This is a genomic window from Xanthomonas sp. LMG 12459 (genome assembly GCF_009192905.1).
Lineage (GTDB): Bacteria > Pseudomonadota > Gammaproteobacteria > Xanthomonadales > Xanthomonadaceae > Xanthomonas_A > Xanthomonas_A sontii.
This window is the reverse complement of the sequence record NZ_NSGT01000004.1, coordinates 219,832-242,648: the sequence shown is the minus strand read 5'-3', so window position 1 is coordinate 242,648 and position 22,817 is coordinate 219,832. Positions and strand designations below refer to the sequence as shown.

The following is a 22,817-nucleotide window of genomic DNA, read 5'->3' as shown; positions in this document are numbered from 1 at the left end:
CGGCTCAGCGTGGCTTGCCGGGCATCGGGAACGGCGTGACCACCTTCTCGCCGGTGGCCGCGTCGCGGATCGTCGATTGGCCCTTCTTCTCCACTTCCTCGATGCGCACGATGCTCTGCATCGGCAGATGCAGCGTCTTGGTGTCGCCGAACTCCTCGCGCAGGCGTTCCTCGGTGGGATCGATCACCAGCCCGTCGTGCACGTCGAACACCAGCGTGCCGATCTCGGTGAAGCCCCACAGATGGCTGCTGCCCACGTGCTGGCAGTACAGCTCGTAGACCTTGCCGTGGTTGAGGAAGGTCACTTTGTACAGATGCTTGAACATGCGCGCAGTATACGGGCGCCGTTGCCGCAGGCGGCTCAGAAGCCCTTGCGCTTGCGCAGCCGCCGCGCGATCGCCGCGCGCACGTACAGCCCGTAGATCATGCCGAAGGCGAAGCCGGCCAGGTGCGCCGACCACGCCACCATGCCGAAGGCCGGGCCGATGTAGGCGAACACCACCTGCAGCGCCGCCCAGGTGCCGATCAGCAGCGAGGCCGGGGCGCGCACGAATTCCAGGAACAGCCCCAGCGGCAGCACCACGCCGAGCTTGGCTCGCGGGAACAGCGCCAGGTAGGTGCCGATCAGCGCCGAGACCGCGCCGCTGGCGCCGATGATCACCCGGTCCGGGGTGCCGACCGCGAACACCGCGGCCAGGTTGGAAATCGCCCCGCCGCCCAGGAACAGCAGCAGGAACCGCCACGGCCCCAGCACGCGTTCGGCGGGCAGGCCGAAGATCAGCAGGAACACCAGGTTGCCGAGCAGGTGCGACCAGTCGGCGTGCAGGAACAGCGCGGTGAACAGGCGCAGCACGCTGCCGTCCTGCACCGTGGCCAGCCAGTCGCGCGGGCTGCCCACCCCGGCCGAGAGCGCGCCCCAGTCCAGCCACAGGGTCGCGCGGGCCTCGTCGGGGCGGCTGATCGACCACAGGAAGGCCAGCCACATCGCCGCGAACAACAACGGCGTGGCCCAGCGCAGCGTGGTGCGTTCGCGGGAGGGGATGGAAACGAACATGCGAGGGAACGGGGGAGCCGGAGACCGCCAGGGACGCCACGATAACGACTTCATCCGGCTGAACGCACGCCGACTCCACACGAAGCTGAACGCATCATGTCGTTATTGTTTAGTTAACGGTGCGGGGTATACTCGCATACGGCGTCGTATGTCGGGAGGGGACTCCGGCGCGCATTCCTGGACCATTCCGGCCCGGGAATGCGCAGGCGCGAACACAGACACTCGTCTTCCGGAGAAAGCTAGCCATGCAAAACGCAACCCAGTTCGTCCGTTTCACCGCTCTGGCCGTCGGCATCGTCGGCGCGCTGGCCATGGGCCAGGCGCACGGCGCCGCGTTCCAGCTCAAGGAGAACAGCGCCAAGGGTCTGGGCCGCGCCTTCGCCGGCTCCGGTAGCGCCCCCGGCGATGCCTCGATCATTGCCGTGAACCCGGCCGGCATGCGCCAGCTCGACGGCAAGGTGTTCCAGGCCGACGTCAGCGCCATCCAGTTCTCGGCCAAGTACCAGGGCAACGGCGGCACCTACGCCAATGGCCAGCCGATCTCCGGTGGCCGTGGCGGCGACGCCGGCATGATCGCGCCGGTTCCGGCCGCGTACTTCCACATGCCGTTCGGCGAAAACAACAACATGCACTTCGGCACCTCGCTGACCGTGCCGTTCGGCTTCAAGACCGAATACGACCGCGACTGGGTCGGCCGCTACAACGGCGTGAAGACCGAGCTGCAGGCGATCGACCTGAACTTCGCCTTCTCCTACGACGTCAACCCGTACGTGTCCTTCGGCGCGTCCGTGTTCGCCGAGCGCCTGGACATCGAACTGACCAACGCCATCGACTTCGGCACCGTCCTGGCCTCGCGCCGCGTGCCGGGCTTCGCGCCGGGCAGCGCCGACGGTTTCTCGCGCATCAAGGGCGACAACACCGCGGTCGGCTTCACCCTGGGCGGCCTGTTCAGCGTCGACGAGCACACCCACATCGGCTTCAGCTACCGCTCGCAGGTCGAGCACAAGATCACCGACGGCGACGCCGACTTCACCGTGCCGGGCAATGCCGCCACCGTGCTGGCCTTCGCCGCGCCGGGCACCTTCGTCGACACCAAGGGCCGCGCCACCGTCAAGCTGCCGGCCAGCGCCACCGCCAGCTTCACCCACGACATCAACGAGCAGTGGACGGTGATGGCCGACGTCACCCGCACCGCCTGGAGCAAGTTCGACAAGGTCACCGTCGACTTCGCCTCCAACCAGCCCGACAGCGTGCTGGACTTCTCGTACCGCGACACCACCTTCGTGTCGCTGGGCGCCGACTACCGCATGAGCGACACGCTGACCCTGCGTGGCGGCCTGGCCTACGACCAGACCCCGACCACCGACCAGCACCGCGACGTGCGCGTGCCGGACGCGAGCCGCAAGTGGGTCTCGCTGGGTCTGACCTGGAAGCCGTCCGAGCAGACCGAGTACAGCTTCGGCTACACCCACCTGTTCACCAACGATCCGAGCATCGCCACCACCAGCGCCACCGGCAACCGCCTGGTCGGCGACTACGACGTGAGCGGCAACGTGCTGGCGGCCTCGGTCAACTACAAGTTCTGATCGCAGGCGCTTCGCAGTTCCACGAAAAAGCCCCGCTTCGGCGGGGCTTTTTTTATGCCTGTCCGCGGCGCATGGCGCGCGCTGCGGCAGGCGGCGCTCGGCGCAGGTTCCGGGCGGAACGCTGCGCCGAAGCGGGCCGGTCAGTCGCCCAGGGTCAGCAGCGAGGCGTTGCCGCCGGCGGCGGTGGTGTTGACCGTCACCACCTTCTCGGTGGCGAAGCGCAGCAGGTAGTGCGGGCCGCCGGCCTTGGGGCCGGTGCCGGACAGGCCCTGGCCGCCGAACGGCTGCACGCCGACCACCGCGCCGATCTGGTTGCGGTTGACGTAGACGTTGCCCACCGCCACGCGCGAGGCGATGCGCTCGATGGTCTCGTCGATGCGCGAATGCACGCCCAGGGTCAGGCCGTAGCCGGTGGCGTTGATCTGGTCGATCACCGCGTCGAGCTGGTCGGCCTTCCAGCGGATCACGTGCAGCACCGGGCCGAAGATCTCACGCTGCAACTGCGTCAGCGACTGCAGCTCGTAGGCGCGCGGGGCGAAGAAGCTGCCGTGGGCGGTAGCGGCGTCGGTGGCGGCCACGGCGATCGCGCGCGCTTCGCGGTCCATGCGTGCGGCGTGATCGGTGAGAATCTGCAGCGCATCGGCATCGATCACCGGGCCGACGTCGGTGGACAGCAGGCCGGGGTCGCCGACCTTCAGCTCGGCCATGGCGCCGGCCAGCATGGTCATCACCTTGTCGGCGATGTCGTCCTGCACGAACAGCACGCGCGCGGCCGAGCAGCGCTGGCCGGCGGAGATGAAGGCGCTGGAGATCGCGTCCTTGACCACCGCTTCCGGCAGCGACGAGGAGTCGGCGATGAAGGCGTTCTGGCCGCCGGTCTCGGCGATCAGCACGCCGATGGCGGCATCGCGCGCGGCCAGCGCACGGTTGATCGCGCGCGCGGTCTCGGTGGAGCCTGTGAAGGCGACGCCGGCCACGCGCGGATCGCGGGTCAGCGCGGCGCCGACGGTGGCGCCGTCGCCGGGCAGGAACTGCACCACCGCCTCCGGCACGCCGGCTTCGTGCAGCAGCTTCACCGCGGCATGGCCGACCAGGTTGGTCTGCTCGGCGGGCTTGGCGATGACGCTGTTGCCGGCGGCCAGCGCCGCGGCGACCTGGCCGAGGAAGATGGCCAGCGGGAAATTCCACGGACTGATGCACACGAACACGCCGCGGCCGTGCAGCTGCAGTTCGTTGGATTCGCCGGTCGGCCCGGGCAGGCGCTCGGGCGCACCGAACTGCGCGCGCGCCTGGCCGGCGTAGTAGCGCAGGAAATCCACCGCTTCGCGCACTTCGGCGACGCCGTCGGGCAGGGTCTTGCCGGCTTCCTTGACGCACAGCGCCATGAACTCGGGCATGCGCGCTTCCAGCAGGTCGGCGGCGTGTTCGAGGATGGTGGCGCGGCTGGCGGCCGGGGTGCGGTTCCAGGCCGGATAGGCGGCCGCGGCGTTGCTCAGCGCCTTCTCCACGGTGGCGGCATCGGCCGGCTTCCAGTGGCCGACGATCTGGCGATGGTCGGCCGGGTTGGCGACCGCCAGGGCGTCGCCGGCGATCACCGCGCCGGGCACCAGCGGCGCGGCCTGCCAGGGCTTGAGCGCGGTGTTGAGCTGGTCGGCCAGCGCGCGCAGATCGTTGTCGTTGGCGAGGTTGGCGCCCATGGAGTTCTTCCTGTTGTGGTTCTGGCTGCGCAGCAGATCGACCGGCAGCGGAATCTTCGGATGCGGGATGGAGGCGAACGCGGACACGGCCTCGACCGGGTCGCGGATCAGGTCTTCGATGGCCACGTCTTCGTCGGTGATGCGGTTGACGAAGCTGGAGTTGGCGCCGTTCTCCAGCAGGCGCCGCACCAGGTACGGCAGCAGGTCCTCGTGCGAGCCCACCGGCGCGTACACGCGGCAGGGCACACCGAGGCGGTCGGCGGGGATCACCTCGGCGTAGAGGTCGTCGCCCATGCCGTGCAGCTTCTGGTGCTCGTAGTCGCTGCCGCCGGCGATGGCGCGCACCGCGGCGATGGTCTGCGCGTTGTGGGTGGCGAACATCGGATACAGCGCGTCGCTGTGCGCGAACAGGCGCTTGGCGCAGGCCAGGTAGGACACATCGGTGTTCTGCTTGCGGGTGAACACCGGGTAGCCCGGGTGGCCCTCGACCTGCGCGCGCTTGATCTCCGCGTCCCAGTAGGCGCCCTTGACCAGGCGCACCGGGATGCGGCGGCCGACGCGGCGCGCCAGGTCGGCGAGGAAATCGATCGTGTACGGGGTGCGCTTCTGGTACGCCTGCACCGCCAGGCCGTAGCCTTCCCAACCGTCCAGCGAGGGATCGGAGAAGGTGGCCTCGATGATGTCCAGCGACAGTTCCAGGCGGTCGGCCTCTTCGGCGTCGACCGTGTAGCCGATGCCGTAGGACTTGGCCAGTTGCGCCAGTTCCAGCACGCCGGGTACCAGTTCGGCCATCACCCGCGCGCGCTTGGCGTGCTCGTAGCGCGGATACAGCGCCGAGAGCTTGATCGAGATGCTGGGCGCGGCGAACACCGCGTCCTTGCCGCCGCCCTGCTGGCGCTGCGCGGCGAAGTGCTTGCCGATGGCATGGATCGCCTGGCGGTAGGCATCGAGATAGCGCTGCGCGTCCTTCATGGTCAGCGCGCCTTCGCCGAGCATGTCGAACGAGTAGCGGTAGTGGGCGTTGTCGCCCTTCTTCGAGCGGGTCAGCGCCTCGCCGATGGTCCGGCCCATCACGAACTGATGGCCCATGATCTTCATCGCCTGGCGCACCGCAAGACGGATCACCGGCTCGCCGACGCGGCCGATCAGGCGCTTGAACGCGCCGGACACGTCGGCGCGGGTGAGGTCGTTGATCTGCACCAGCTTGCCGGTGAGCATCAGGCCCCAGGTCGAGGCATTGACCAGGATCGAGTCGCTCTCGCCCATGTGCTTCTTCCAGTCCGCATCGCCGAGCTTGTCGCGGATCAGCTTGTCGGCGGTGTCCTGGTCGGGGATGCGCAGCAGCGCTTCGGCCACGCACATCAGCAGCACGCCTTCCTCGCTGCCGAGGTCGTACTGGCGCATGAAGGCCTCGATCGCGCCCTGGTCCTGGGCGCGGGCGCGCACGCGGGTGACCAGGTCGGCGGCCAGCGCCTGCACCCTGGCCTGGTCGGCCGCGGGCAGGCGCGCCTGCTCGAGCAGTTCGCGTACGTGTTCGGCTTCGTCCTTGAGCCATGCGGCGGTGATCGCCGCGCGCAGGGCCTGCGGCGCGGGCGGGAGTTCGGGGGACAGCAAGGGTGAAGGAGACGCGGACGGCATCGCCGGAACAGAGCCGGCGCCAGGCAGAGCGTTCATGCGGGAAAGGCCAGGGACAGAGCCCGCTATTTTATGTCAGCGCCTGCACGCGCAGGGGGTTGCCGGCATCGCCACGGCGATGGCGGACGCGTCCAGGCTGAACGCACATCTTGTTGCGCTACAGCATTTTTTGTGGTGAACGCGCGCTTGCCGCCGCGCAGGCCGGGGGCTACCATCCAGGCGTGCTCGCGGCTCGGGCACGAGCGGTTCGGAAGCGGCGGTTCGACATGATCGAAATGTTTCCGTTTTCTCCGGGGGGGTCGGGTACGCAGCTGCGGCTGCGACCGCCGCGGGCGTTGAATGCCCGGCAATTCGTTCTGTTGTTCGTCGCACTGGCCGGGGCGATGTGGGCCGTGGCTGGGCTGGGGTGGCTCGCCGGCAATGTGTTCGCGCCTGCGTTCGCCCTGTTGCACAGCATCGTGGTGGCGCTCGCGCTGCATTGGTCGTGGCGTGGCGGCGAGCGCGAAGAGGATATCCGGGTGGGTCCGGCCTGCGTGGAAGTGACCCGTCCGAATGCAGGAACGCCGGCGTTCCGCGCCCACCCGCATTGGGTGCGGTTGCGGATCGAAGGCGACGACAGGGTGGTGCTGGCATCCAGCGGCAAGCAGGTCAGGGTCGGCGAATTCCTCGGCCCCGACGAACGCCGGCAACTGGCGCAGACCCTGGAAGGCTTGCTCGCGGCCGTGACCGGCCGCAACCGATGACGCTCCAAGGGGTCTAGGCAATGAAGCAACGCGGCGGGTGGGTGCAACAGGCGGTCAGGGGCGGGATGGCGTTGGCGGCGGCGATGGCTGCACCGCTGGCGTGGGCGCAATCGGCCGATCCCAAGCCGTGGCAGCTCAACATGGGCAGGGGCGTCACCCAAAGCGCACGCAACGCCTACGACGCGCACATGGTCGCGTTGTGGGTGTGCGTGGTCATCGGCGTGCTGGTGTTCGGCGCGATGGCCTATGCGATCTTCAAGTTCCGCAAGTCCAAGGGCGCGGTGCCGGCGCAGTTCAGCCACAACACCAAGGCCGAGATCGTGTGGACGGTGATCCCGGTGCTGATCCTGATCGTGATGGCCTGGCCGGCCACGGCCAAGCTGATCGCGATGTACGACACCCGCGATGCCGAGATGACGGTGAAGGTCACCGGCTACCAGTGGATGTGGCGCTACGAATACCTGGGCGAGAACGTCTCGTTCACGAGCCGCCTGGCGCGCAGTTCCGACCGGCTGCGGCAGAGCGGCGCGGTGCCGACGGCCGAGCACGACCCGCACTACCTGCTCGACGTGGACAACCGGCTGGTGCTGCCGGTGAACACCAAGGTGCGCTTCGTCATCACCGCCGACGACGTCATCCACGCCTGGTGGGTGCCGGCGCTGGGCTGGAAGCAGGACGCCATCCCCGGGATCATCAACGAGGCCTGGACCAGCATCGACACGCCCGGGGTGTACCGTGGCCAGTGCGCCGAACTGTGCGGCAAGGACCACGGCTTCATGCCGATCGTGGTCGAGGCGGTGAGCAAGCAGGACTTCCAGAAGTGGCTGGCATCGCGCAAGCCGGCGCCCGCCCCGGCCACGCCGGCGGCGGCCCCGGCTGCTGCGCCGGCCTCCACCGAACCCGCTGCCGCGCCCGCCGACGCCCAGGCGCCGGCACCGCCGCCGCAGGCGCGGCTGTCGCGTCCTCGTTCCGACTCGCACCTGATCGTGCAAGCCGCCTGATCTCCAGCATTCCTTTTCTGAGGTAGCCGCCATGGCCCATTCGGCAGTCGATCACCACGACGAGCACGGGCATCAGCAGAGCTTCGTCGAGCGTTGGTTCTTCTCCACCAACCACAAGGACATCGGCACGCTGTACCTGCTCTTCAGCTTCACCATGTTCGTCATCGGTGCGGCGATGAGCGTGGTGATCCGCGCCGAACTGGCGCAGCCGGGCCTGCAGTTCGTCAAGCCCGAGTTCTTCAACCAGATGACCACCGTGCACGCGCTGGTGATGATCTTCGGCGGGGTGATGCCGGCCTTCGTCGGCCTGGCCAACTGGATGATCCCGCTGCAGATCGGCGCGCCGGACATGGCGCTGCCGCGCATGAACAACTGGTCGTTCTGGCTGCTGCCCGTGGCCTTCACCCTGCTGCTGCTGACCCTGTTCCTGCCCGGCGGCGCGCCGGCCGGCGGCTGGACCATGTATCCGCCGCTGATGCTGCAGGGCGGCTACAACGTGGCCTTCTCGGTGTTCGCCATCCACGTCGCCGGCATCAGCTCGATCATGGGCGCGATCAACATCATCGCCACCGTGCTCAACATGCGCGCGCCGGGCATCGACCTGCTGAAGATGCCGATCTTCTGCTGGGCCTGGCTGATCACCGCGTTCCTGCTGATCGCGGTGATGCCGGTGCTGGCCGGCGCGGTGACCATGCTGCTCACCGACAAGTTCTTCGGCACCTCGTTCTTCAACGCCGCCGGCGGCGGCGACCCGGTGATGTACCAGCACATCTTCTGGTTCTTCGGGCACCCCGAGGTCTACATCATGATCCTGCCGGCGTTCGGCGTGATCAGCGAAATCATCCCGACCTTCAGCCGCAAGCCGCTGTTCGGCTACCAGGCGATGGTCTACGCGATCGCGGCGATCGCGTTCCTGAGCTTCATCGTCTGGGCGCACCACATGTTCACCGTGGGCATGCCGTTGGGCGGCGAGATCTACTTCATGTTCGCCACCATGCTGATCTCCATCCCCACCGGGGTGAAGGTGTTCAACTGGGTCAGCACCATGTGGCAGGGCTCGATGACCTTCGAGTCGCCGATGCTGTGGGCCATCGCCTTCGTCATCCTGTTCACCATCGGCGGCTTCTCCGGGCTGATGCTGGCGATCGTGCCGGCCGACTTCCAGTACCACGACACCTACTTTGTGGTCGCGCACTTCCACTACGTGCTGGTCACCGGCGCGGTGTTCGCGCTGATCGCGGCGGTGTACTACTGGTGGCCGAAGTGGACCGGGCGCATGTACAACGAGACCTGGGCCAAGTTCCACTTCTGGTGGACGATGCTGTTCGTCAACCTGCTGTTCTTCCCGCAGCACTTCCTCGGCCTGGCCGGCATGCCGCGGCGCATCCCCGACTACAACGTGGTGTTCGCCGACTGGAACCTGGTCAGCTCGATCGGCGCGTTCGGCATGTTCGTCACTCCGTTCCTGATGGCCGGCATCCTGCTGGCGTCGCTGCGCAATGGCGCGCGCGCCGAAGCGCGTTCGTGGGAAGGCGCGCGTGGCCTGGAGTGGACGGTGCCGTCGCCGGCGCCGGCGCACACCTTCACCCTGCCGCCGGTGCTCAAGCCCGGCGACCTGGCCCACGACGACATCAGCCACTGATGACCGCGCAACCGCCGCTCGACGACCTGGTCCTGCGCCGCAAACGTGCGGTGCGCACCGCGCTGGTGGTCGGCGCGGTGGCGCTGGCGATCTACGTCGCCTTCGTCCTCTCGGGGGTGTTGGGCCGATGAACGCGCCAGCGCCGCGGGTGCACAGCAGCGCCGGGCTGTTCAAGCTGGTCGGCGTGGCGCTGGCGGTGTTCGTGCTGACCTTCTCGCTGGTGCCGCTGTACCGCATCGCCTGCGAGAAGGTATTCGGCGTGCGCCTGGAACGCGGCCCCGGCGAAGGGCCACAGGCCGGCAAACCACTCGCGGGCAAGCGCACGGTCACCGTGCAGTTCGATGGCGGGGTGAACTCCAAGCTGCCCTGGTCGTTCCATCCGGAGCAGCTGACCATGCAGGTGGTGCCGGGCGAACTCAACGAGGCGCTGTACTACGCGCACAACGATGGCGCGCACGCCATCGTCGGCAGCGCGGTGCCCTCGGTGGCGCCGGCGCGCGCGTCCGGCTACTTCACCAAGACCGAGTGCTTCTGCTTCACCGCGCAGACCCTGCAGGCCGGCGAGAAACGCGACATGCCGGTGCGCTTCATCGTCGATCCCAACCTGCCCAGCGACATCAGCACCATCACCCTGTCCTACACCTTCTACAAGAACGATGCGCTGAGCGCGGAACTGGGATCGCCGAAACTGGCCGGTTCCGCGCGCGCGGCTCCCTGACCCGACCGGAATGCCTGCCATGGCCCAGCCCAGCACCGACGCCACCGCCAACGCCTACTACGTGCCCAGCCAGAGTCGCTGGCCGTTCATCGGCTCGATCGCGATGTTCGTGACCATGATCGGCGTGGCCAGTTGGCTCAACGACGCGTCCTGGGGCAAGTGGACCTTCTTCACCGGCATCGCGATGCTGGTGGCGACGCTGTTCATGTGGTTCGGCGATGTGATCCGCGAATCGATCGCCGGGCACTACAACCGCCAGGTCGACGTGTCGTTCCGCATGGGCATGGTGTGGTTCATCTTCTCCGAGGTGATGTTCTTCGGCGCCTTCTTCGGCGCGCTGTTCTACACCCGCACCTTCATTCTGCCGTGGCTGGGCGGTGAGGGCGACGGGGTGATGACCAACGCGCTGCTGTGGGACGGCTACTCCGCCGCCTGGCCGACCAACGGCCCGGGCGGCATCGGCGGCCAGTTCCAGACCATCCCGGCCTGGGGCCTGCCGCTGATCAATACGCTGATCCTGCTCAGCTCCGGCGTGACCCTGACCATCGCCCACCACGCGCTCAAGGCCGGCCAGCGCACCCGGCTGATGGTGTTCCAGGCGCTGACCGTGGCGCTGGGCTGCACCTTCCTGTACTTCCAGGCCGAGGAGTACATGCACGCCTACAAGGAGCTCAACCTGACCCTGGGCTCGGGCATCTACGGCTCGACCTTCTTCATGCTCACCGGCTTCCACGGCGCGCACGTGCTGCTGGGCACGATCATGCTGCTGGTGATGCTGCTGCGGATCAGCCGCGGCCACTTCAGCCGCGACAACCACTTCGCCTTCGAAGCGGCGGCGTGGTACTGGCACTTCGTCGACGTGGTGTGGCTGGCGCTGTTCCTGTTCGTCTATGTGCTTTGACTGCTGGGAATAGGGAATCGGGAATGGGGAATCGCAAGCGCGGCTTTCGCTTGCGCTCCCGCTTTGCCGATTCTCTTTTCCCGATTCCCCATTCCCGGTTTCTCAGCGGCCAAGTCCGTGAGGCTTGATCACTCCCGTGTAGATGCCCAGGATCACCAGCAGGATCAGGCACACCGATAGGCCGATGCGCCAGGTCAACGCGTTCACCGTGCGCTTGCTCTGGCCGCGGTCCACCAACAGGTAGTACAGGCCGGCGCCCAGGTTCCACAGGATGAGCAGCAGGAACGCGACGATCAGCAAAGTCTTCAGCGAGTCGTTCATGGGCGTCTCGGCGCATGGTGTGTCCGCATTATGACCCTCGCCGCTGCCTCGCGCGTGGGCGCGCGCCGGCGCATGCCGCTGTGGCTGGGTTGGAGCGTCGCGCTGGCGGTGGCGCTGTGCTTTTGCATGCTCGGCCGCTGGCAGTTGCAGCGCATGCACGAGAAGCAGGCCTTGCTGGCGCAGGCGGCGCATGTGCGCGATCGTCCGCAGACGCTGGCCGATGCGCTGCGTGCGACGCCGCCAGGCCAGTTGCGCTGGGTGCATGGCGCTGGCCGCTTCCTGCCCGGGCAGATCCTGCTCGACAATCAGCTGCGGCAGGGCCGCAGCGGGGTCAAGGTGTACCAGCCGTTCCTGGCCGACGGCGTCGCCGCGCCGCTGCTGGTGGAACTGGGCTGGTTGCCGCTGCCGGCCGACCGCGCGCTGCCGGAACCGGCGCCGTTGCAGGGCCGCTACACGCTGGTCGGCCTGCTCGGGCCGCCACCGTCGCATGGATTGACCCTGGGCCCGGCGCTGGTCGCGGCACCGTCGCCGCAGCGCTGGCTGGCGATGCGCATCGAGCCGGCGGCGATCGGCGAGGCGCTCGGCCGCCGCGACATTTTGTCGCAGGTGCTGCGCCTGGATCCGGCCCTGCCGCTGGGCTATCCGCGCGACCTGGACCTGCTGCCGAACACGCTGCCGCCCGAGCGCCACTTGGGTTACGCGGTGCAATGGTTCGGCCTGGCGCTGGCGGTGCTGGTCACCGCGGCGCTGCTCAGCTGGCGTGCGCGCAGGGGACGGGGCGGGCGCTGAGCGCGCGCGCATGAGAAAATCCCCGGCATGAATGCTCCCACCCCGGCCCCGCGCCCGGCGGCCGCACGCGGCCGCTGGCCGCTGATCGTGTTGTTCGTCCTGTTCTTCGGCTCGATGCTGGTCGCCGGCGCGTTGCGCTTTTCCGGCTGGCAGCCGGCCGCCAGCCGTAACCACGGCGAACTGCTGCAGCCGCCGGCCGACCTGCGCGCGCTGCAGCCGCGGCTGGCCGACGGCCGCGTCTACGCCTGGGAGCCGCAGCGGCGGCTGTGGCGCATCGCGCTGGCGCCGCCGGCGGACTGCGGCAGCGCCTGCGAGGCGCTGGCGCGCGATCTGGACAAGGTCTGGCAGCTGTTCGGCCACGATGCCGACCACGTGCAGATCCTGTGGATCGGCACCCCGCCGGCCGCCGCCCAGGCCCTGCCGCAGGTGCAGGCGCTGCGCGCGGATCCGGCGCTGCTGGCGGCGCTGCCGCGGGTGCGCGATGCGGCCGGGGTGCCGGTCTACGTCATCGATCCGAACGGTTTCGTGGTGCTGCGCTATGCCCCCGGGTTCGACCCGGCCGGGTTGCGCGCGGACCTGGCGAAACTGCTGAAACTCCTGTGAGCCGCTTCCTATGACCTTGTTCGCGCGCCCGGCGCTGTTCCGGCATTTCCACCGCATGGCCTGGCTGGCGGCGCTGTTCACCGCCAGCACCATCATGTTCGGCTCGTTCGTGCGCCTGTCCGATGCGGGCATGAGCTGCCCGGACTGGCCGACCTGCTACGGGCGCATCACCTGGCCGCAGACCAGTGCCGAAGCCGATACCCACGCCGCCAGCAAGATCCGGCCGCTGGAGACGCACAAGGCGTGGCGCGAGCAGATCCACCGCTTCCTGGCCGGTGCGCTGGGCGTGGAAGTGCTGGTGCTGTCGCTGCTGGCGGCGCGGCGGCGCCGGCTCGGCATCGCCCAGATCGTCACGGCGGCGGCGCTGGTGGCGCTGTCGATCCCGCTGTACATGTCCGGCTGGCCGGGGCTGGCGATGCTGGTGGCGGTCGGCGGCGAGGCGATCCTGCTGCTGGCGGCGCTGCGCTGGTCCAACGACGACCTGGCCCGTGCCGCGGTGCTGACCCTGTCGGTGGTGATCTTCCAGGCCCTGCTGGGCATGTGGACGGTGACCCTGCTGCTCAAGCCGATCGTGGTGATGGGGCATCTGCTGGGCGGCCTGCTGATGTTCTCGCTGCTGGTGTGGATGGCCTGGCGCGCCACCCATCTGCCGATCACCCTGGCCGATGCGCCGCGCCTGAAGTGGCTGCTGCGCCTGGGCGTGGCGGTGCTGGTGCTGCAGATCGCCCTGGGCGGCTGGGTCAGCGCCAACTACGCGGCGTTGGCCTGCGGCGGCGGCAGCTGGTCGGCCGACAACTTCCCGCGCTGCGTCAGCCAGTGGTGGCCGCCGCACGATTTCCGCGAGGGCTTCACCCTGTGGCGCGGCATCGGCGTGGACTACGAAGGCGGCGTGCTCGACGGCGCGGCGCGCATCGCCATCCAGATGGCGCACCGGATGATGGCGATGGTAGTGGCGGCCTACCTGCTGTGGCTGAGCTGGCGCCTGAGCCGCACGCCGGGCATGCGCGGCTGGGCGGCAGCGCTGGCGCTGCTGCTGGTCGCGCAGGTGTGCCTGGGCATCCTCAACGTCAAGCTGGCGCTGCCGTTGCCGGTGGCGGTGCTGCACAACGCCGGCGCGGTGGCGCTGCTGTTCGTGCTGGTGTCGTTGCTGGCGCGCTTGCGGGCGCCGCAATGAGCGCGCACCGCGTCCACTGGCGCGACTACTGGGACCTGACCAAGCCCAAGGTGGTGGCGCTGATCGTGTTCACCGCCCTGGTCGGCATGTGCCTGGCGATCCCGGGGCTGCCGACCTGGGCGCAGGTGCGCACCGGCCTGCTCGGCTTCTTCGGCATCTGGCTGGCGGCCTCGGCGGCGGCGGCGATCAACCAGTTGCTGGACGCGCGCATCGACGCGCAGATGGCACGCACCTCCTGGCGCCCGCTGGTGGTGGGCAAGGTGCTGCCGTGGCAGGTGCTGCTGTTCGCCACCCTGCTGACGGCGCTGTCGATGACCGTGCTGGTGGTGTGGGTCAACGGGATAACCGCGGTGCTGACCTTCGCCTCGCTGATCGGCTATGCGGTGATCTACACGGTGTTCCTCAAGCGCACCACGCCGCAGAACATCGTCATCGGCGGCCTGGCCGGCGCGGCGCCGCCGCTGCTGGGCTGGGCCGCGATCACCGGCATGCAGGGCCAGTGGGACTGGGCCTATGCCTCGCTGTTGGTGCTGATCATCTTCGTGTGGACGCCGCCGCACTTCTGGGCATTGGCGATCTTCCGCCGCGCCGACTACGCCAAGGCCTCGATCCCGATGCTGCCGGTCACCCATGGCGTGGCGCATACCCGCCGGCAGATCCTGGTGTACACGGTGCTGCTGGTGGTGGTGACGCTGCTGCCGGTGGCGGTGGGCATGAGCGGGGTGTTCTACCTCGGCGGCACCCTGGTGCTGGACGCGGTGTTCCTCTGGTACGCCTGGCGCATGCTCGACCCGCCGGACGAGATGTTCTCGATGCGCATGTTCGGCTACTCCATCGTGTACCTGATGGCGCTGTTCGCGTTCCTCCTGATCGATCACTGGATCGCCTGAACGGGTCGTTCAGTTTTCCGCTCAAGTGTTGCCGGTCGCGGTCGTTACCGGGCAAACGACCAAAATCGGCAAAGCCGCGGAGACATCCATGTGGGGCAAGAGCAAGAGCAAGCAAGACGCGGCGAAGCTGCAGGCACTGACTGAGCGCCTGCGCGAGGCCGAGGCCGAGCGTGACCGCGCCCGTGCGCAGGCCGACAGTGCCCTCGCCAATCTGGACGACATGCGCGTCCGTTTCGACCTGGTCACCAAGGCGACCACCGACGGCCTGTGGGAAATGCGTGTGATCGCCGGCGATCCGATCAACCCCGCCAACGAATTCTGGTGGTCCTCGCAGTTCCGCGCGATGCTGGGCTTCTCCTCCGAGCTCGACTTCCCCAACGTGCTCGACAGTTGGGCCTCGCGCTTGCATCCGGACGACAAGCAGGCCACGCTGGACGCGTTCGCCAAGCACCTGGGCGACCGCAGCGGCCAGACCCCGTACGACGTGGACTACCGCCTGCAGCTGAAGAACGGCCAGTACCGCTGGTTCCGCGCGATCGGTACCACCCAGCGCGACGCCCAGGGCTTACCGCTGCGGGTGGCCGGCGCGCTCACCGACATCACCGAGCGGCGCGAGCGCGAGGCGTTCCTGGACATCGTGCTGACGCGCTTCGAGCTGGGCCAGCAGATGCTCAACGACGGCCTGTGGGACATGAGCGTGACCGCCGGCGATCCGATCAATCCGGCCAACGAGTTCTGGTGGTCGCCGCAGTTCCGCGCGTTGCTGGGCTTCGCCTCCGAGGCCGAGTTCCCCAACGTGCTCGACAGTTGGTCCTCGCGCCTGCATCCGGAGGACGCGGAATTCGCGCTCAATGCCTTCGCGTCGCATATCAACGACCGCACCGGCCGGACCGGCTTCGACATTCAGTATCGGATCAAGCTGAAGAGCGGTGAGTACCGCTGGGTCCACGCGCGCGGCCTGACCAAGCGCGCCGCCGACGGCACCCCGCTGCGTGCGGTCGGCGCGTTGCTGGACATCCATGCCACGCGTCAGCTCGGCGAGGCGGCGCACACGCTGCAGACCGCGGCCGCGGAGATGGTCGAGGACAACAACGATCTGGCCCGGCGTACCGAGCAGCAGGCCGCGGCGCTGGAAGAGGCGGCCAGCTCGATGGAGGAGATCACCGGCACCGTGCAGCGCAACGTCGAGCACGTCGGTCACGCCAACCGCCTGGTGGATGGTGCCAGCGACGTCGCCCAGCGCGGTGGCGAGGTGGTGCGCGACGTGGTGCAGACCATGGCCGGCATCGAGAGCGCCTCACGCAAGATCGCCGACATCATCAGCGTGATCGACGGCATCGCCTTCCAGACCAACATCCTGGCGCTGAACGCGGCGGTGGAAGCGGCGCGTGCGGGCGAGCAGGGCCGTGGTTTCGCCGTGGTCGCCACCGAAGTGCGCAGCCTGGCGCAGCGCTGCGCCGATGCGGCCAAGGAAGTGCGCGGCCTGATCGCCAGCTCCAGCGAGCAGGTCGATCGCGGTTCGGCGCTGGTCGCACGCGCCGGTGCCACCATGGAAGAACTGCTCGGCTCGGTGCGCGAGGTGCAGCGCATTATGACCGACATCGCCGGCGCCAGCCGCGAGCAGAGTGCCGGCATCGGCCAGGTCAACCAGATCGTGGTGCAGATGGACACCGCCACGCAGCAGAACGCGGCGCTGGTCGAAAAGATGGCCGAAGCGGCGCGCGCGCTGGAAAACCAGGCCAGCGGCCTGAACGCGCATACCGCCAAGGAGCAGCAGCGCGCGGCCAACCAGGCGGCGCCGGTGCGCGTGGCGGCCTGATCGGGAGCGGCCCAGCCCACGGCGCGTCTGCCGCGTCGTGGGCGTGTGGGGGGCTGTCGTGTCCTGCGACGCGGCAGATCCGCCGGGTCGGGAGCAGGTAGCTGTGCAGGCACCGGCGGTCGCCGCCGGCGCAGTGCCCTGCCGTGGTGCGTGACGCGCCTCTCGCGCTCACCCCAGCCAATGCTGGCAGCCGTCGCCCTCCTGGCTGCCGCAGCTTTGCTGCATCTTGTGCTGCAGCCGCGCGAGCACCGCGCTGCCGTCGTGGCCCTTGCTCCAGGCCTGCAGGGTCTTGGCCAGGGTGTCGAAACGCTGCCGGGTCCGCTGGTGATAGCCGTCGGGCTGGCCGGCCAATTCTCCGATCACCTGGCCGGCGGCCGCCTCGATCGCGGCCGGATTGTCCGGCTGCAGCCGGACCAGCCCATCGACATAGAGCACGCCCCACTGCACGCGGGTGGCCGGGCCCTGCGCGCTCTCGTAGGCCTTCTTCAGCCAGAACAGCGCCGTCTGCTTGTCGCCGCGCGCCTCGGCCAGACTGGCCAGTTCCGGCATGTAGTAATACGGCGTCTTGCTGCGCTGGAGTTCGGCGAGCAGCAGTTGCTCGGCGCCGGCGCTGTCGCCGGCGGCGTCCAGCAGGCCGGCGGCGCTGCTGATCGTGGACTGGCGTTCGTAGTCGGTCCTGGCGGCCTGCTCGGCCCAGTGCACGCGCTGCTGCACCTTGGCGACCACCGCCGGCGGCAGCGGCGGATGCGGACCGTCGCCGGCCTCGGCCGGCTGGCCTTGCGCCAAGCGTGCCAGGGCGATGTCCGCGGCGGCGGTGTCCAGGCGATCGCTGATCGGCAGGCTGCTGTCGGCGTAGACCTGGTCCAGCGCATGGGTCAGCGCGGCCGACAGCGTGCTGCGCTCGGCGGCGTCGCTGGCCGCGGCCTGCACCAGCTCGCGCGCCGCATAGGTCAGCGTGCTGCGGTTGGCGCGCACCTCGGCCGGGTCGGCCAGCACCGCCTGCAGCAGCTCGCGGTCGGCGGCGCGTTGCTTGGCATCCACCTTGGCAGCCTTGGCCGGATCCTGCGCGGCCAGCGCCAGCAACGCGAAACGGCGCTGCAAGGCCGGCTGCGGCGCGGCCGCGGCAAGGCGCGTGAGCACGTCGGCCGCCTGACCCGGCTTGACCAGTTGCGCCGCATCCACCGCCCAGCCGTATTCGCCGAGCAGGGTCCAGTCGTCGGCGCTGAGCGTGGCCGGCGCCTTCAGCGCTTGTTGCAGCAACTGCGCCGAGGTGGTGGTGCGGGTCGCGGCCACGCGCAGGGCCTCGGCCAGGCGCACGGTATCGCTGTCCCCGGCCAGGCGGGTGATCTCGCTGCGGTCCGGGCGCAGCACGATGATGGTCGGATAGCCCTTGACGCCGAAGCGCTCGCCCCAGGCCTGCGCGCCTTCCGAATCGCCGTCCAGGTGCACCGCGACGAAGGCGCGGGTGCGGGCGATGAACGCCGGGTCCTTGAACAGCGTGGCCTTGAGCCGATTGCAGGGCGGGCACCGGGCCGCGCCCCAGTACAGCAGCACCGGCTTGTCGTGTTCGCGCGCTTCGGCGAAGGCGTCGTCGACGTCGCCCTCGCGCCAGGCGATGCCGGCGCTGTCGGCGGCAGGCGCCGCTGGGGCGGCCTTGGGCGCGGCCGGCGCGGGCGGTTGCTGGCAGGCACTCAGCGCCAGCAGCGCGGCCAGGCTGGCGGAGATCGTCGCGGAACGGCGGAACATGCGGCTCATGGGGGCACCGGGAGGGGAGGGAGACACGGCGCCGGCCGTGCCGGCCGTCTACTGTACGCAGCCGTTGCCGTCATCGCTCATGCCGGCTGCGCATCTGCATATGCCGCCCGTGCAGGTGCTGCGCGGCGCATGACACGCACTTGCGGCCCGCGTCGGCGCGGCGTGCCGGCCGGCGCCCGCGGCCGCCCCTTGCCGTTCGCCGCTAGCCGGTCGCTTCTGCCTTCGCCGCGCGCGCGTAGCGTTGCGCGATCACCGCGCAGACGATCAGCTGGATCTGGTGGTAGATCATCACCGGCAACACGATCGCGCCGAGGCTGCCGCTGGCGAACAGGACCTTGGCCATCGGCACGCCGGTGGCCAGGCTCTTCTTCGAGCCGCAGAACACGATCGGAATCTCGTCCTCGCGGGAAAAACCCAGGCGCCGTGCGCCGAAGGTGATCAACGCCATCGCCAGCGCCAGCAGCACCGCGCCGACCACGGCGACGCCGAGCAGCGCCGGCAGCGGCGTCTTGCGCCACAGGCCTTCGACCACCGCGGCGCTGAACGCGGTGTACACCACCAGCAGGATGGTGCTCTGGTCGGTGTAGCGCAGCACCGCGCGGCGGCGCTCGACCCAGCCGCCGATCCAGCGCTGCAGCAGATGGCCGGCGACGAACGGCACCAGCAGCTGCAGCATGATCTTGCCCATCGCCTCCAGCGGATTGGACATGGCGTTCTGCGCGTCGGTCAGCACGCCCATCAGCAGCGGCGTCAGGAACACCCCGAGCAGGCTCGACAGCGAGGCGCTGCACACCGCCGCCGGCACGTTGCCGCCGGCCATCGAGGTGAAGGCGATCGACGACTGCACCGTGGACGGCAGCGTGCACAGGAACAGCACACCGATGTACAGGTCCGGGGTCAGCAGCCAGTGCGACAGCGGCTTGAACAGCAGGCCCAGCAGCGGGAACAGGATGAAGGTGGCGGCGAAGATGGTCAGGTGCAGGCGCCAGTGCAATGCGCCGGCGACGATGGCCGCGCGCGACAGCCGCGCGCCATGCAGGAAGAACAGCGCGGCGATCGCCAGATCGGTGACCACGTCCATCACCGACGCCGCGCGCCCCTGCACCGGCAGCAGCGAGGCCAGCAGCACCGTGCACAGCAGCGCCAGGGTGAAGGGTTCGATGCGCAGGCGCGCAAGCCAGGACTTGATCATCGGGGAAGGTCGAGCGGGGGGGAGTCGTGCATTTTAGAAAGCATGGCGCCCGCACGCGAATCCGGACGCACGGCGTAGACAACTCGCAGACATGTTGCGGTGTCGGTCGTTTCCGGCGGATGCGCGCATCGGTGGCTTGCTAGATTGCCTTTGCCCGTCCGAGTGGGGGAGCGCGTCGGGCACGATGGCGCGCCACGCGTGCGCCATCGCCTCCCGCTTCTCCAGGGATCAGGAGCACGCACATGCAATACGATCAGTACCAGACCGTGTTTGCGCTTTCGAGCTTGGCCAATTGGGTGGGGACGCGGACCGGAATCGCCCCAGCACTGCAGTCCGATTATCAGCGCATGTTGCTGGACACCCTGAAGTCGGCGCCAGCGCAGCAGAAGATCGGGACCTGGGAACTGGTCTGGGGGCCGCAGGTGTGGCAGGGGCAACACTCCGATCTTTCTGACAATGCAATGTTCGTCGCCAAGTGCGCGGACATGCCTGGCTTTTCGACCGCCGTCTATGTGGTGGCGATCTGCGCCACCAACCCGAAGTCTCCCTACGATTGGTTGGTCGAGGATTTCGATGTCGCTTCGGTGGTCGACTTCGCCACCTACGATCCTTTGGCAAGCGCTGCGCCGACAAGGGCATCCAAGCCGATCCCGCAGGATGCCGCGGTCATCTCGATGGGCACGGCACTGGGCGTATGGCATCTGCTCACTATGGTGAGTCCAGACACTGCCATGGCGCCAAAGACGACCTTGTGCAGCTTCCTGCAGAGCAACGCGAGCAACGATGCCACGGTGATCTTCGTCGGGCACAGCCTCGGTGGCGCGTTGTCGCCGACCACCGCGGCCTGGCTCAAGCAGGCGGGCAAGCTCGATGGATACAACGCGGTGTACTGCTATCCCACCGCAGGAGCTACGCCAGGTAACGCTGCGTTCGCCAGTCTCTACGCGCAGCTGTTACCGCCCACGCCGGCCAACGGTTACCAGGCATGGAACCGCGATATGTGGAATACCCTGGACGCGGTGCCGCACGCGTGGGTCATTGCCATGCTTCGGCAGATCAAGACGCTCTACGACAACAAGCCCATCTCGGATGTCGATCTGGCGGTGAATGCAGCCATCGTGCAAGCATGGGCGTCGGGTGTGGCCTACACGCAGATTGCCAATCAGCCGCTGGCCGGAACGCCGAGCGGTAGTCCTCCGACCGACCTGAAGACGTTCCTGCAGCAGGTGGCGTTCCAGCACACCAAGGCTTACGAGGCGCTGATCGCGAACTGGCTGCAGCCGGTATTTCCGCCCGGTGCCACGCCGCAGACGCTGCCGCTGGATGCAGATGCGCTGCTGGATGCGCTGGTCGCGCGTATCGAAGCCAAGGGGGCGGAGTGGGAGACGCTGGAGGCGGACGCGATAGCGGCGTTGGCGCGCGCAGAAACGTCGGCATAGTTCTGACGGGGTGGGGTCAGAGCTGGCGGTCCGGCATACGGATCGCCGCCATTTCGGACGTCCGTGCGCATTGGGTCAATGCAGCCCCGCACGCGCCTTCAACAGTTCCCGCAGTTCGTACTTGTCGGTCTCGTCCAACCCTTGCGCGCGCTGCTTGGCCTGCAGTTCGTCCAGGCGCTGCTGCAGGGTCTGCTTTTCCAGCTGCACGACCACGTCGTGCAGTTCCTGGCGCCAGCTGGCGGTCTCGCCGGCGATCTCCTGCACCGCCAGCTTCTGCAGCGCGGCCAGTTCCTCGCGTTCGTGGAAGTGTTCGAGCAGGGCGCCGGTGGTGATCTCCGGGCGCGCATGCACGATCTGCAGCAGTTCGATCATCAGCTCGATGCCGGGCAGGCGCAGGCCGGCGAACGGGTAGGGCGGCGGCAGGTCCAGCGCCAGCGAGGGCGCCTGCAGCAGGCGCACGATCGCCTCGCGGACCAGGCTGCGCTTGTGCGCCGGGCGCGGCGCGCGCGGCGGCGGCCGGCTCGCCGCGGCCGTGGCGACTGCCGGTGCGGCGGCGCCGATGCCGGTGAGTTCGGCCAGGCGCTGGCGCATCAGGTCGCCGAAGGCGCCGTCGGGAATCTGCGCCAGCATCGGCCGCGCGCGTTCGGCCAGGCGGGCCTTGCCGTCGAGCGTGCCGAGGTTGATCTCGCGCGAGAGTTCGTCGAAGAAGAACTGCGACAGCGGCGTGGCCTGGACCAGTCGCGCGTCGAAGGCCGCGGCGCCTTCCTTGCGCACGATGGTGTCCGGATCCTCGCCATCGGGCAGGAACAGGAAGAACGCCTGACGCCCGTCCTTCATCCGCGGCAGCACCGATTCCAGCGCCTTCCAGCCGGCGCGGCGGCCGGCGGCGTCGCCGTCGAAGCAGAAGAACACGTCCGGCGCGTTGCGGAACAGCAGCTCGGCATGGTCCGGCGTGGTCGCGGTGCCCAGCGTCGCCACCGCCTGGGTGACGCCGAACTGGAACAGCGAGACCACGTCCATGTAGCCCTCGACCACGATCAGCCGCTCGATCTTCTGGTTGGCCTGGCGCACCTGCCACAGGCCGTACAGTTCGCGGCCCTTGTGGAACAGCGCGGTCTCCGGCGAGTTCAGGTACTTGGGGCCGTCGTCCTTGTCGAGCACGCGGCCGCCGAAGGCGATGACCCGGCCGCGGCGGTCGAAGATCGGGAACATCACCCGGTCGCGGAACTTGTCGTAGACGTGGCCGCGGTCGTTCTTGGAGAACAGCCCGGCGCGGTCGAGCAGCTTGAGCCGGCGTTCGTCGGTGCCCAGCGCGTCCTTGAGCGCGCTGTAGCCGTCCGGGGCGTAGCCGATCTGGAAGCGCGCGCGGTTCTCCGCGTCCACGCCGCGGCCGTCCAGGTAGGCGCGCGCCTTCTCGCTGCCGTCGAACTGGCGCTGGAAGAACTTGGCCGCCGCTTCCAGCGCAGAGTACAGGTCGCGGTGGTCGTCGCCGGCGGCCTGCGCCGCGCCACGCTGCTGGGCGTCGCGCGGGATCTCCATGCCGGCGCGCTTGGCCAGCTCGTCGACCGCGTCGAGGAATTCGAGGCGGTCGTAATTCATCAGGAAGCTGATCGCGGTGCCGTGCGCGCCGCAGCCGAAGCAGTGGTAGAACTGCTTGGTTGGCGACACCGTGAACGAGGCCGAGCGTTCGTCGTGGAACGGGCAGCGCGCCGCGTACTCCTTGCCCTGACGCTTCAGCGGCACGCGCGTGCCGATCACCTCGACGATGTCGGTGCGTGCGAGCAGGTCGTCGATGAATGCGTCGGGGATGCGGGCCATCCGCATAGGATGCCATGCGCATGCGCCGTCACGCTGGCCGC

The 22,817-nt window shown here is 68.8% G+C and carries 20 protein-coding genes; 13 read left to right on the top strand and 7 right to left on the bottom strand.

Going from position 1 to position 22,817, the window contains the following annotated elements:
* Positions 1-4: 4 nt before the first annotated feature.
* Positions 5-325, bottom strand: a complete 321-nt coding sequence (locus tag CEK65_RS01890; protein WP_017908048.1) for a DUF1820 family protein — start codon at positions 323-325, stop codon at positions 5-7.
* 35 nt (positions 326-360) lie between these two features.
* The gene (locus CEK65_RS01885; RefSeq protein ID WP_043094361.1) at positions 361-1,053 is read right to left on the bottom strand and encodes a rhomboid family intramembrane serine protease; all 693 of its coding nucleotides are present in this window, start codon (positions 1,051-1,053) and stop codon (positions 361-363) included.
* A gap of 245 nt (positions 1,054-1,298) precedes the next feature.
* Between CEK65_RS01885 and CEK65_RS01880 the strand changes: the two genes are divergently transcribed.
* A complete protein-coding gene (locus tag CEK65_RS01880; RefSeq protein WP_043094362.1) occupies positions 1,299-2,639 on the top strand; it encodes an outer membrane protein transport protein in 1,341 nt (446 codons plus the stop codon).
* A 140-nt stretch (positions 2,640-2,779) separates the two neighbouring features.
* On the opposite strand, the gene putA is transcribed toward CEK65_RS01880, so the two are convergent.
* Positions 2,780-5,974, bottom strand: a complete 3,195-nt coding sequence (gene putA, locus CEK65_RS01875) for a bifunctional proline dehydrogenase/L-glutamate gamma-semialdehyde dehydrogenase PutA (RefSeq protein WP_152180597.1) — start codon at positions 5,972-5,974, stop codon at positions 2,780-2,782.
* A 263-nt stretch (positions 5,975-6,237) separates the two neighbouring features.
* On the opposite strand from putA, the gene CEK65_RS01870 reads away from it, so the two are divergent.
* From CEK65_RS01870 to CEK65_RS01850, 6 genes are read left to right on the top strand one after another with little or no spacing between them, the layout of a single operon-like run.
* Positions 6,238-6,714 carry a DUF2244 domain-containing protein gene (locus tag CEK65_RS01870; RefSeq protein ID WP_193314664.1) on the top strand — a complete coding sequence of 159 codons (477 nt, stop codon included), beginning with the start codon at positions 6,238-6,240 and terminating at the stop codon, positions 6,712-6,714.
* Between the two features lie 20 nt (positions 6,715-6,734).
* Positions 6,735-7,715 carry a cytochrome c oxidase subunit II gene (gene coxB / locus CEK65_RS01865; protein WP_152180583.1) on the top strand — a complete coding sequence of 327 codons (981 nt, stop codon included), beginning with the start codon at positions 6,735-6,737 and terminating at the stop codon, positions 7,713-7,715.
* 31 nt (positions 7,716-7,746) lie between these two features.
* Complete coding sequence (gene ctaD, locus CEK65_RS01860; protein WP_017914173.1) at positions 7,747-9,357, top strand: cytochrome c oxidase subunit I; 1,611 nt, start codon at positions 7,747-7,749, stop codon at positions 9,355-9,357.
* On the top strand, positions 9,357-9,488 hold the full coding sequence (locus CEK65_RS21290) for a hypothetical protein (protein WP_017914172.1): 132 nt from the start codon (positions 9,357-9,359) through the stop codon (positions 9,486-9,488). Before ctaD ends, CEK65_RS21290 begins: the two co-directional genes overlap by 1 nt.
* Positions 9,485-10,075 carry a cytochrome c oxidase assembly protein gene (locus tag CEK65_RS01855; protein WP_017914171.1) on the top strand — a complete coding sequence of 197 codons (591 nt, stop codon included), beginning with the start codon at positions 9,485-9,487 and terminating at the stop codon, positions 10,073-10,075. Before CEK65_RS21290 ends, CEK65_RS01855 begins: the two co-directional genes overlap by 4 nt.
* Positions 10,076-10,094: 19 nt before the next feature.
* Positions 10,095-10,976, top strand: a complete 882-nt coding sequence (locus CEK65_RS01850; RefSeq protein ID WP_010341611.1) for a cytochrome c oxidase subunit 3 — start codon at positions 10,095-10,097, stop codon at positions 10,974-10,976.
* Positions 10,977-11,078: 102 nt separating this feature from the next.
* Here the strand turns inward: CEK65_RS01850 and CEK65_RS01845 are convergent, their stop codons facing one another.
* A complete protein-coding gene (locus CEK65_RS01845) occupies positions 11,079-11,297 on the bottom strand; it encodes a twin transmembrane helix small protein (protein WP_010341612.1) in 219 nt (72 codons plus the stop codon).
* A 30-nt stretch (positions 11,298-11,327) separates the two neighbouring features.
* On the opposite strand from CEK65_RS01845, the gene CEK65_RS01840 reads away from it, so the two are divergent.
* The 5 genes from CEK65_RS01840 to CEK65_RS01820 all read left to right on the top strand — a co-directional run bounded on the left by CEK65_RS01840 (position 11,328) and on the right by CEK65_RS01820 (position 16,572).
* The gene (locus CEK65_RS01840) at positions 11,328-12,086 is read left to right on the top strand and encodes an SURF1 family protein (protein WP_152180582.1); all 759 of its coding nucleotides are present in this window, start codon (positions 11,328-11,330) and stop codon (positions 12,084-12,086) included.
* 27 nt (positions 12,087-12,113) lie between these two features.
* The gene (locus CEK65_RS01835) at positions 12,114-12,689 is read left to right on the top strand and encodes a hypothetical protein (RefSeq protein WP_148829646.1); all 576 of its coding nucleotides are present in this window, start codon (positions 12,114-12,116) and stop codon (positions 12,687-12,689) included.
* A 10-nt stretch (positions 12,690-12,699) separates the two neighbouring features.
* A complete protein-coding gene (locus tag CEK65_RS01830; protein ID WP_017914359.1) occupies positions 12,700-13,863 on the top strand; it encodes a COX15/CtaA family protein in 1,164 nt (387 codons plus the stop codon).
* Complete coding sequence (cyoE, locus tag CEK65_RS01825; protein WP_152180581.1) at positions 13,860-14,753, top strand: heme o synthase; 894 nt, start codon at positions 13,860-13,862, stop codon at positions 14,751-14,753. Before CEK65_RS01830 ends, cyoE begins: the two co-directional genes overlap by 4 nt.
* 88 nt (positions 14,754-14,841) lie before the next feature.
* Complete coding sequence (locus tag CEK65_RS01820; RefSeq protein ID WP_152180580.1) at positions 14,842-16,572, top strand: PAS domain-containing methyl-accepting chemotaxis protein; 1,731 nt, start codon at positions 14,842-14,844, stop codon at positions 16,570-16,572.
* A 168-nt stretch (positions 16,573-16,740) separates the two neighbouring features.
* On the opposite strand, the gene CEK65_RS01815 is transcribed toward CEK65_RS01820, so the two are convergent.
* Positions 16,741-18,327: a thioredoxin family protein gene (locus CEK65_RS01815; RefSeq protein WP_152180579.1), complete on the bottom strand. Its 1,587-nt coding sequence runs from the start codon at positions 18,325-18,327 to the stop codon at positions 16,741-16,743.
* A 202-nt stretch (positions 18,328-18,529) separates the two neighbouring features.
* On the bottom strand, positions 18,530-19,519 hold the full coding sequence (locus CEK65_RS01810) for a bile acid:sodium symporter family protein (protein ID WP_017914365.1): 990 nt from the start codon (positions 19,517-19,519) through the stop codon (positions 18,530-18,532).
* 242 nt (positions 19,520-19,761) lie between these two features.
* On the opposite strand from CEK65_RS01810, the gene CEK65_RS01805 reads away from it, so the two are divergent.
* Entirely contained in the window at positions 19,762-20,958 is a 1,197-nt protein-coding gene (locus CEK65_RS01805; protein WP_152180578.1) for a hypothetical protein, read from the top strand.
* A 75-nt stretch (positions 20,959-21,033) separates the two neighbouring features.
* Here CEK65_RS01805 and dnaG read toward each other — a convergent pair whose 3' ends face one another.
* The gene (dnaG, locus tag CEK65_RS01800; protein ID WP_152180577.1) at positions 21,034-22,776 is read right to left on the bottom strand and encodes a DNA primase; all 1,743 of its coding nucleotides are present in this window, start codon (positions 22,774-22,776) and stop codon (positions 21,034-21,036) included.
* Positions 22,777-22,817 lie beyond the last annotated feature (41 nt).

Excerpts from the sequence above, each read along its gene's own strand:
- CEK65_RS01890 (WP_017908048.1), bottom strand. The coding sequence starts at position 325 with ATGTTCAAGCATCTGTACAAAGTGACCTTCCTCAACCACGGCAAGGTC.
- CEK65_RS01885 (WP_043094361.1), bottom strand. The coding sequence starts at position 1,053 with ATGTTCGTTTCCATCCCCTCCCGCGAACGCACCACGCTGCGCTGGGCC.
- CEK65_RS01880 (WP_043094362.1), top strand. The coding sequence starts at position 1,299 with ATGCAAAACGCAACCCAGTTCGTCCGTTTCACCGCTCTGGCCGTCGGC.
- putA (WP_152180597.1), bottom strand. The coding sequence starts at position 5,974 with ATGCCGTCCGCGTCTCCTTCACCCTTGCTGTCCCCCGAACTCCCGCCC.
- CEK65_RS01870 (WP_193314664.1), top strand. The coding sequence starts at position 6,238 with ATGATCGAAATGTTTCCGTTTTCTCCGGGGGGGTCGGGTACGCAGCTG.
- coxB (WP_152180583.1), top strand. The coding sequence starts at position 6,735 with ATGAAGCAACGCGGCGGGTGGGTGCAACAGGCGGTCAGGGGCGGGATG.
- ctaD (WP_017914173.1), top strand. The coding sequence starts at position 7,747 with ATGGCCCATTCGGCAGTCGATCACCACGACGAGCACGGGCATCAGCAG.
- CEK65_RS21290 (WP_017914172.1), top strand. The coding sequence starts at position 9,357 with ATGACCGCGCAACCGCCGCTCGACGACCTGGTCCTGCGCCGCAAACGT.
- CEK65_RS01855 (WP_017914171.1), top strand. The coding sequence starts at position 9,485 with ATGAACGCGCCAGCGCCGCGGGTGCACAGCAGCGCCGGGCTGTTCAAG.
- CEK65_RS01850 (WP_010341611.1), top strand. The coding sequence starts at position 10,095 with ATGGCCCAGCCCAGCACCGACGCCACCGCCAACGCCTACTACGTGCCC.
- CEK65_RS01845 (WP_010341612.1), bottom strand. The coding sequence starts at position 11,297 with ATGAACGACTCGCTGAAGACTTTGCTGATCGTCGCGTTCCTGCTGCTC.
- CEK65_RS01840 (WP_152180582.1), top strand. The coding sequence starts at position 11,328 with ATGACCCTCGCCGCTGCCTCGCGCGTGGGCGCGCGCCGGCGCATGCCG.
- CEK65_RS01835 (WP_148829646.1), top strand. The coding sequence starts at position 12,114 with ATGAATGCTCCCACCCCGGCCCCGCGCCCGGCGGCCGCACGCGGCCGC.
- CEK65_RS01830 (WP_017914359.1), top strand. The coding sequence starts at position 12,700 with ATGACCTTGTTCGCGCGCCCGGCGCTGTTCCGGCATTTCCACCGCATG.
- cyoE (WP_152180581.1), top strand. The coding sequence starts at position 13,860 with ATGAGCGCGCACCGCGTCCACTGGCGCGACTACTGGGACCTGACCAAG.
- CEK65_RS01820 (WP_152180580.1), top strand. The coding sequence starts at position 14,842 with ATGTGGGGCAAGAGCAAGAGCAAGCAAGACGCGGCGAAGCTGCAGGCA.
- CEK65_RS01815 (WP_152180579.1), bottom strand. The coding sequence starts at position 18,327 with ATGAGCCGCATGTTCCGCCGTTCCGCGACGATCTCCGCCAGCCTGGCC.
- CEK65_RS01810 (WP_017914365.1), bottom strand. The coding sequence starts at position 19,519 with ATGATCAAGTCCTGGCTTGCGCGCCTGCGCATCGAACCCTTCACCCTG.
- CEK65_RS01805 (WP_152180578.1), top strand. The coding sequence starts at position 19,762 with ATGCAATACGATCAGTACCAGACCGTGTTTGCGCTTTCGAGCTTGGCC.
- dnaG (WP_152180577.1), bottom strand. The coding sequence starts at position 22,776 with ATGGCCCGCATCCCCGACGCATTCATCGACGACCTGCTCGCACGCACC.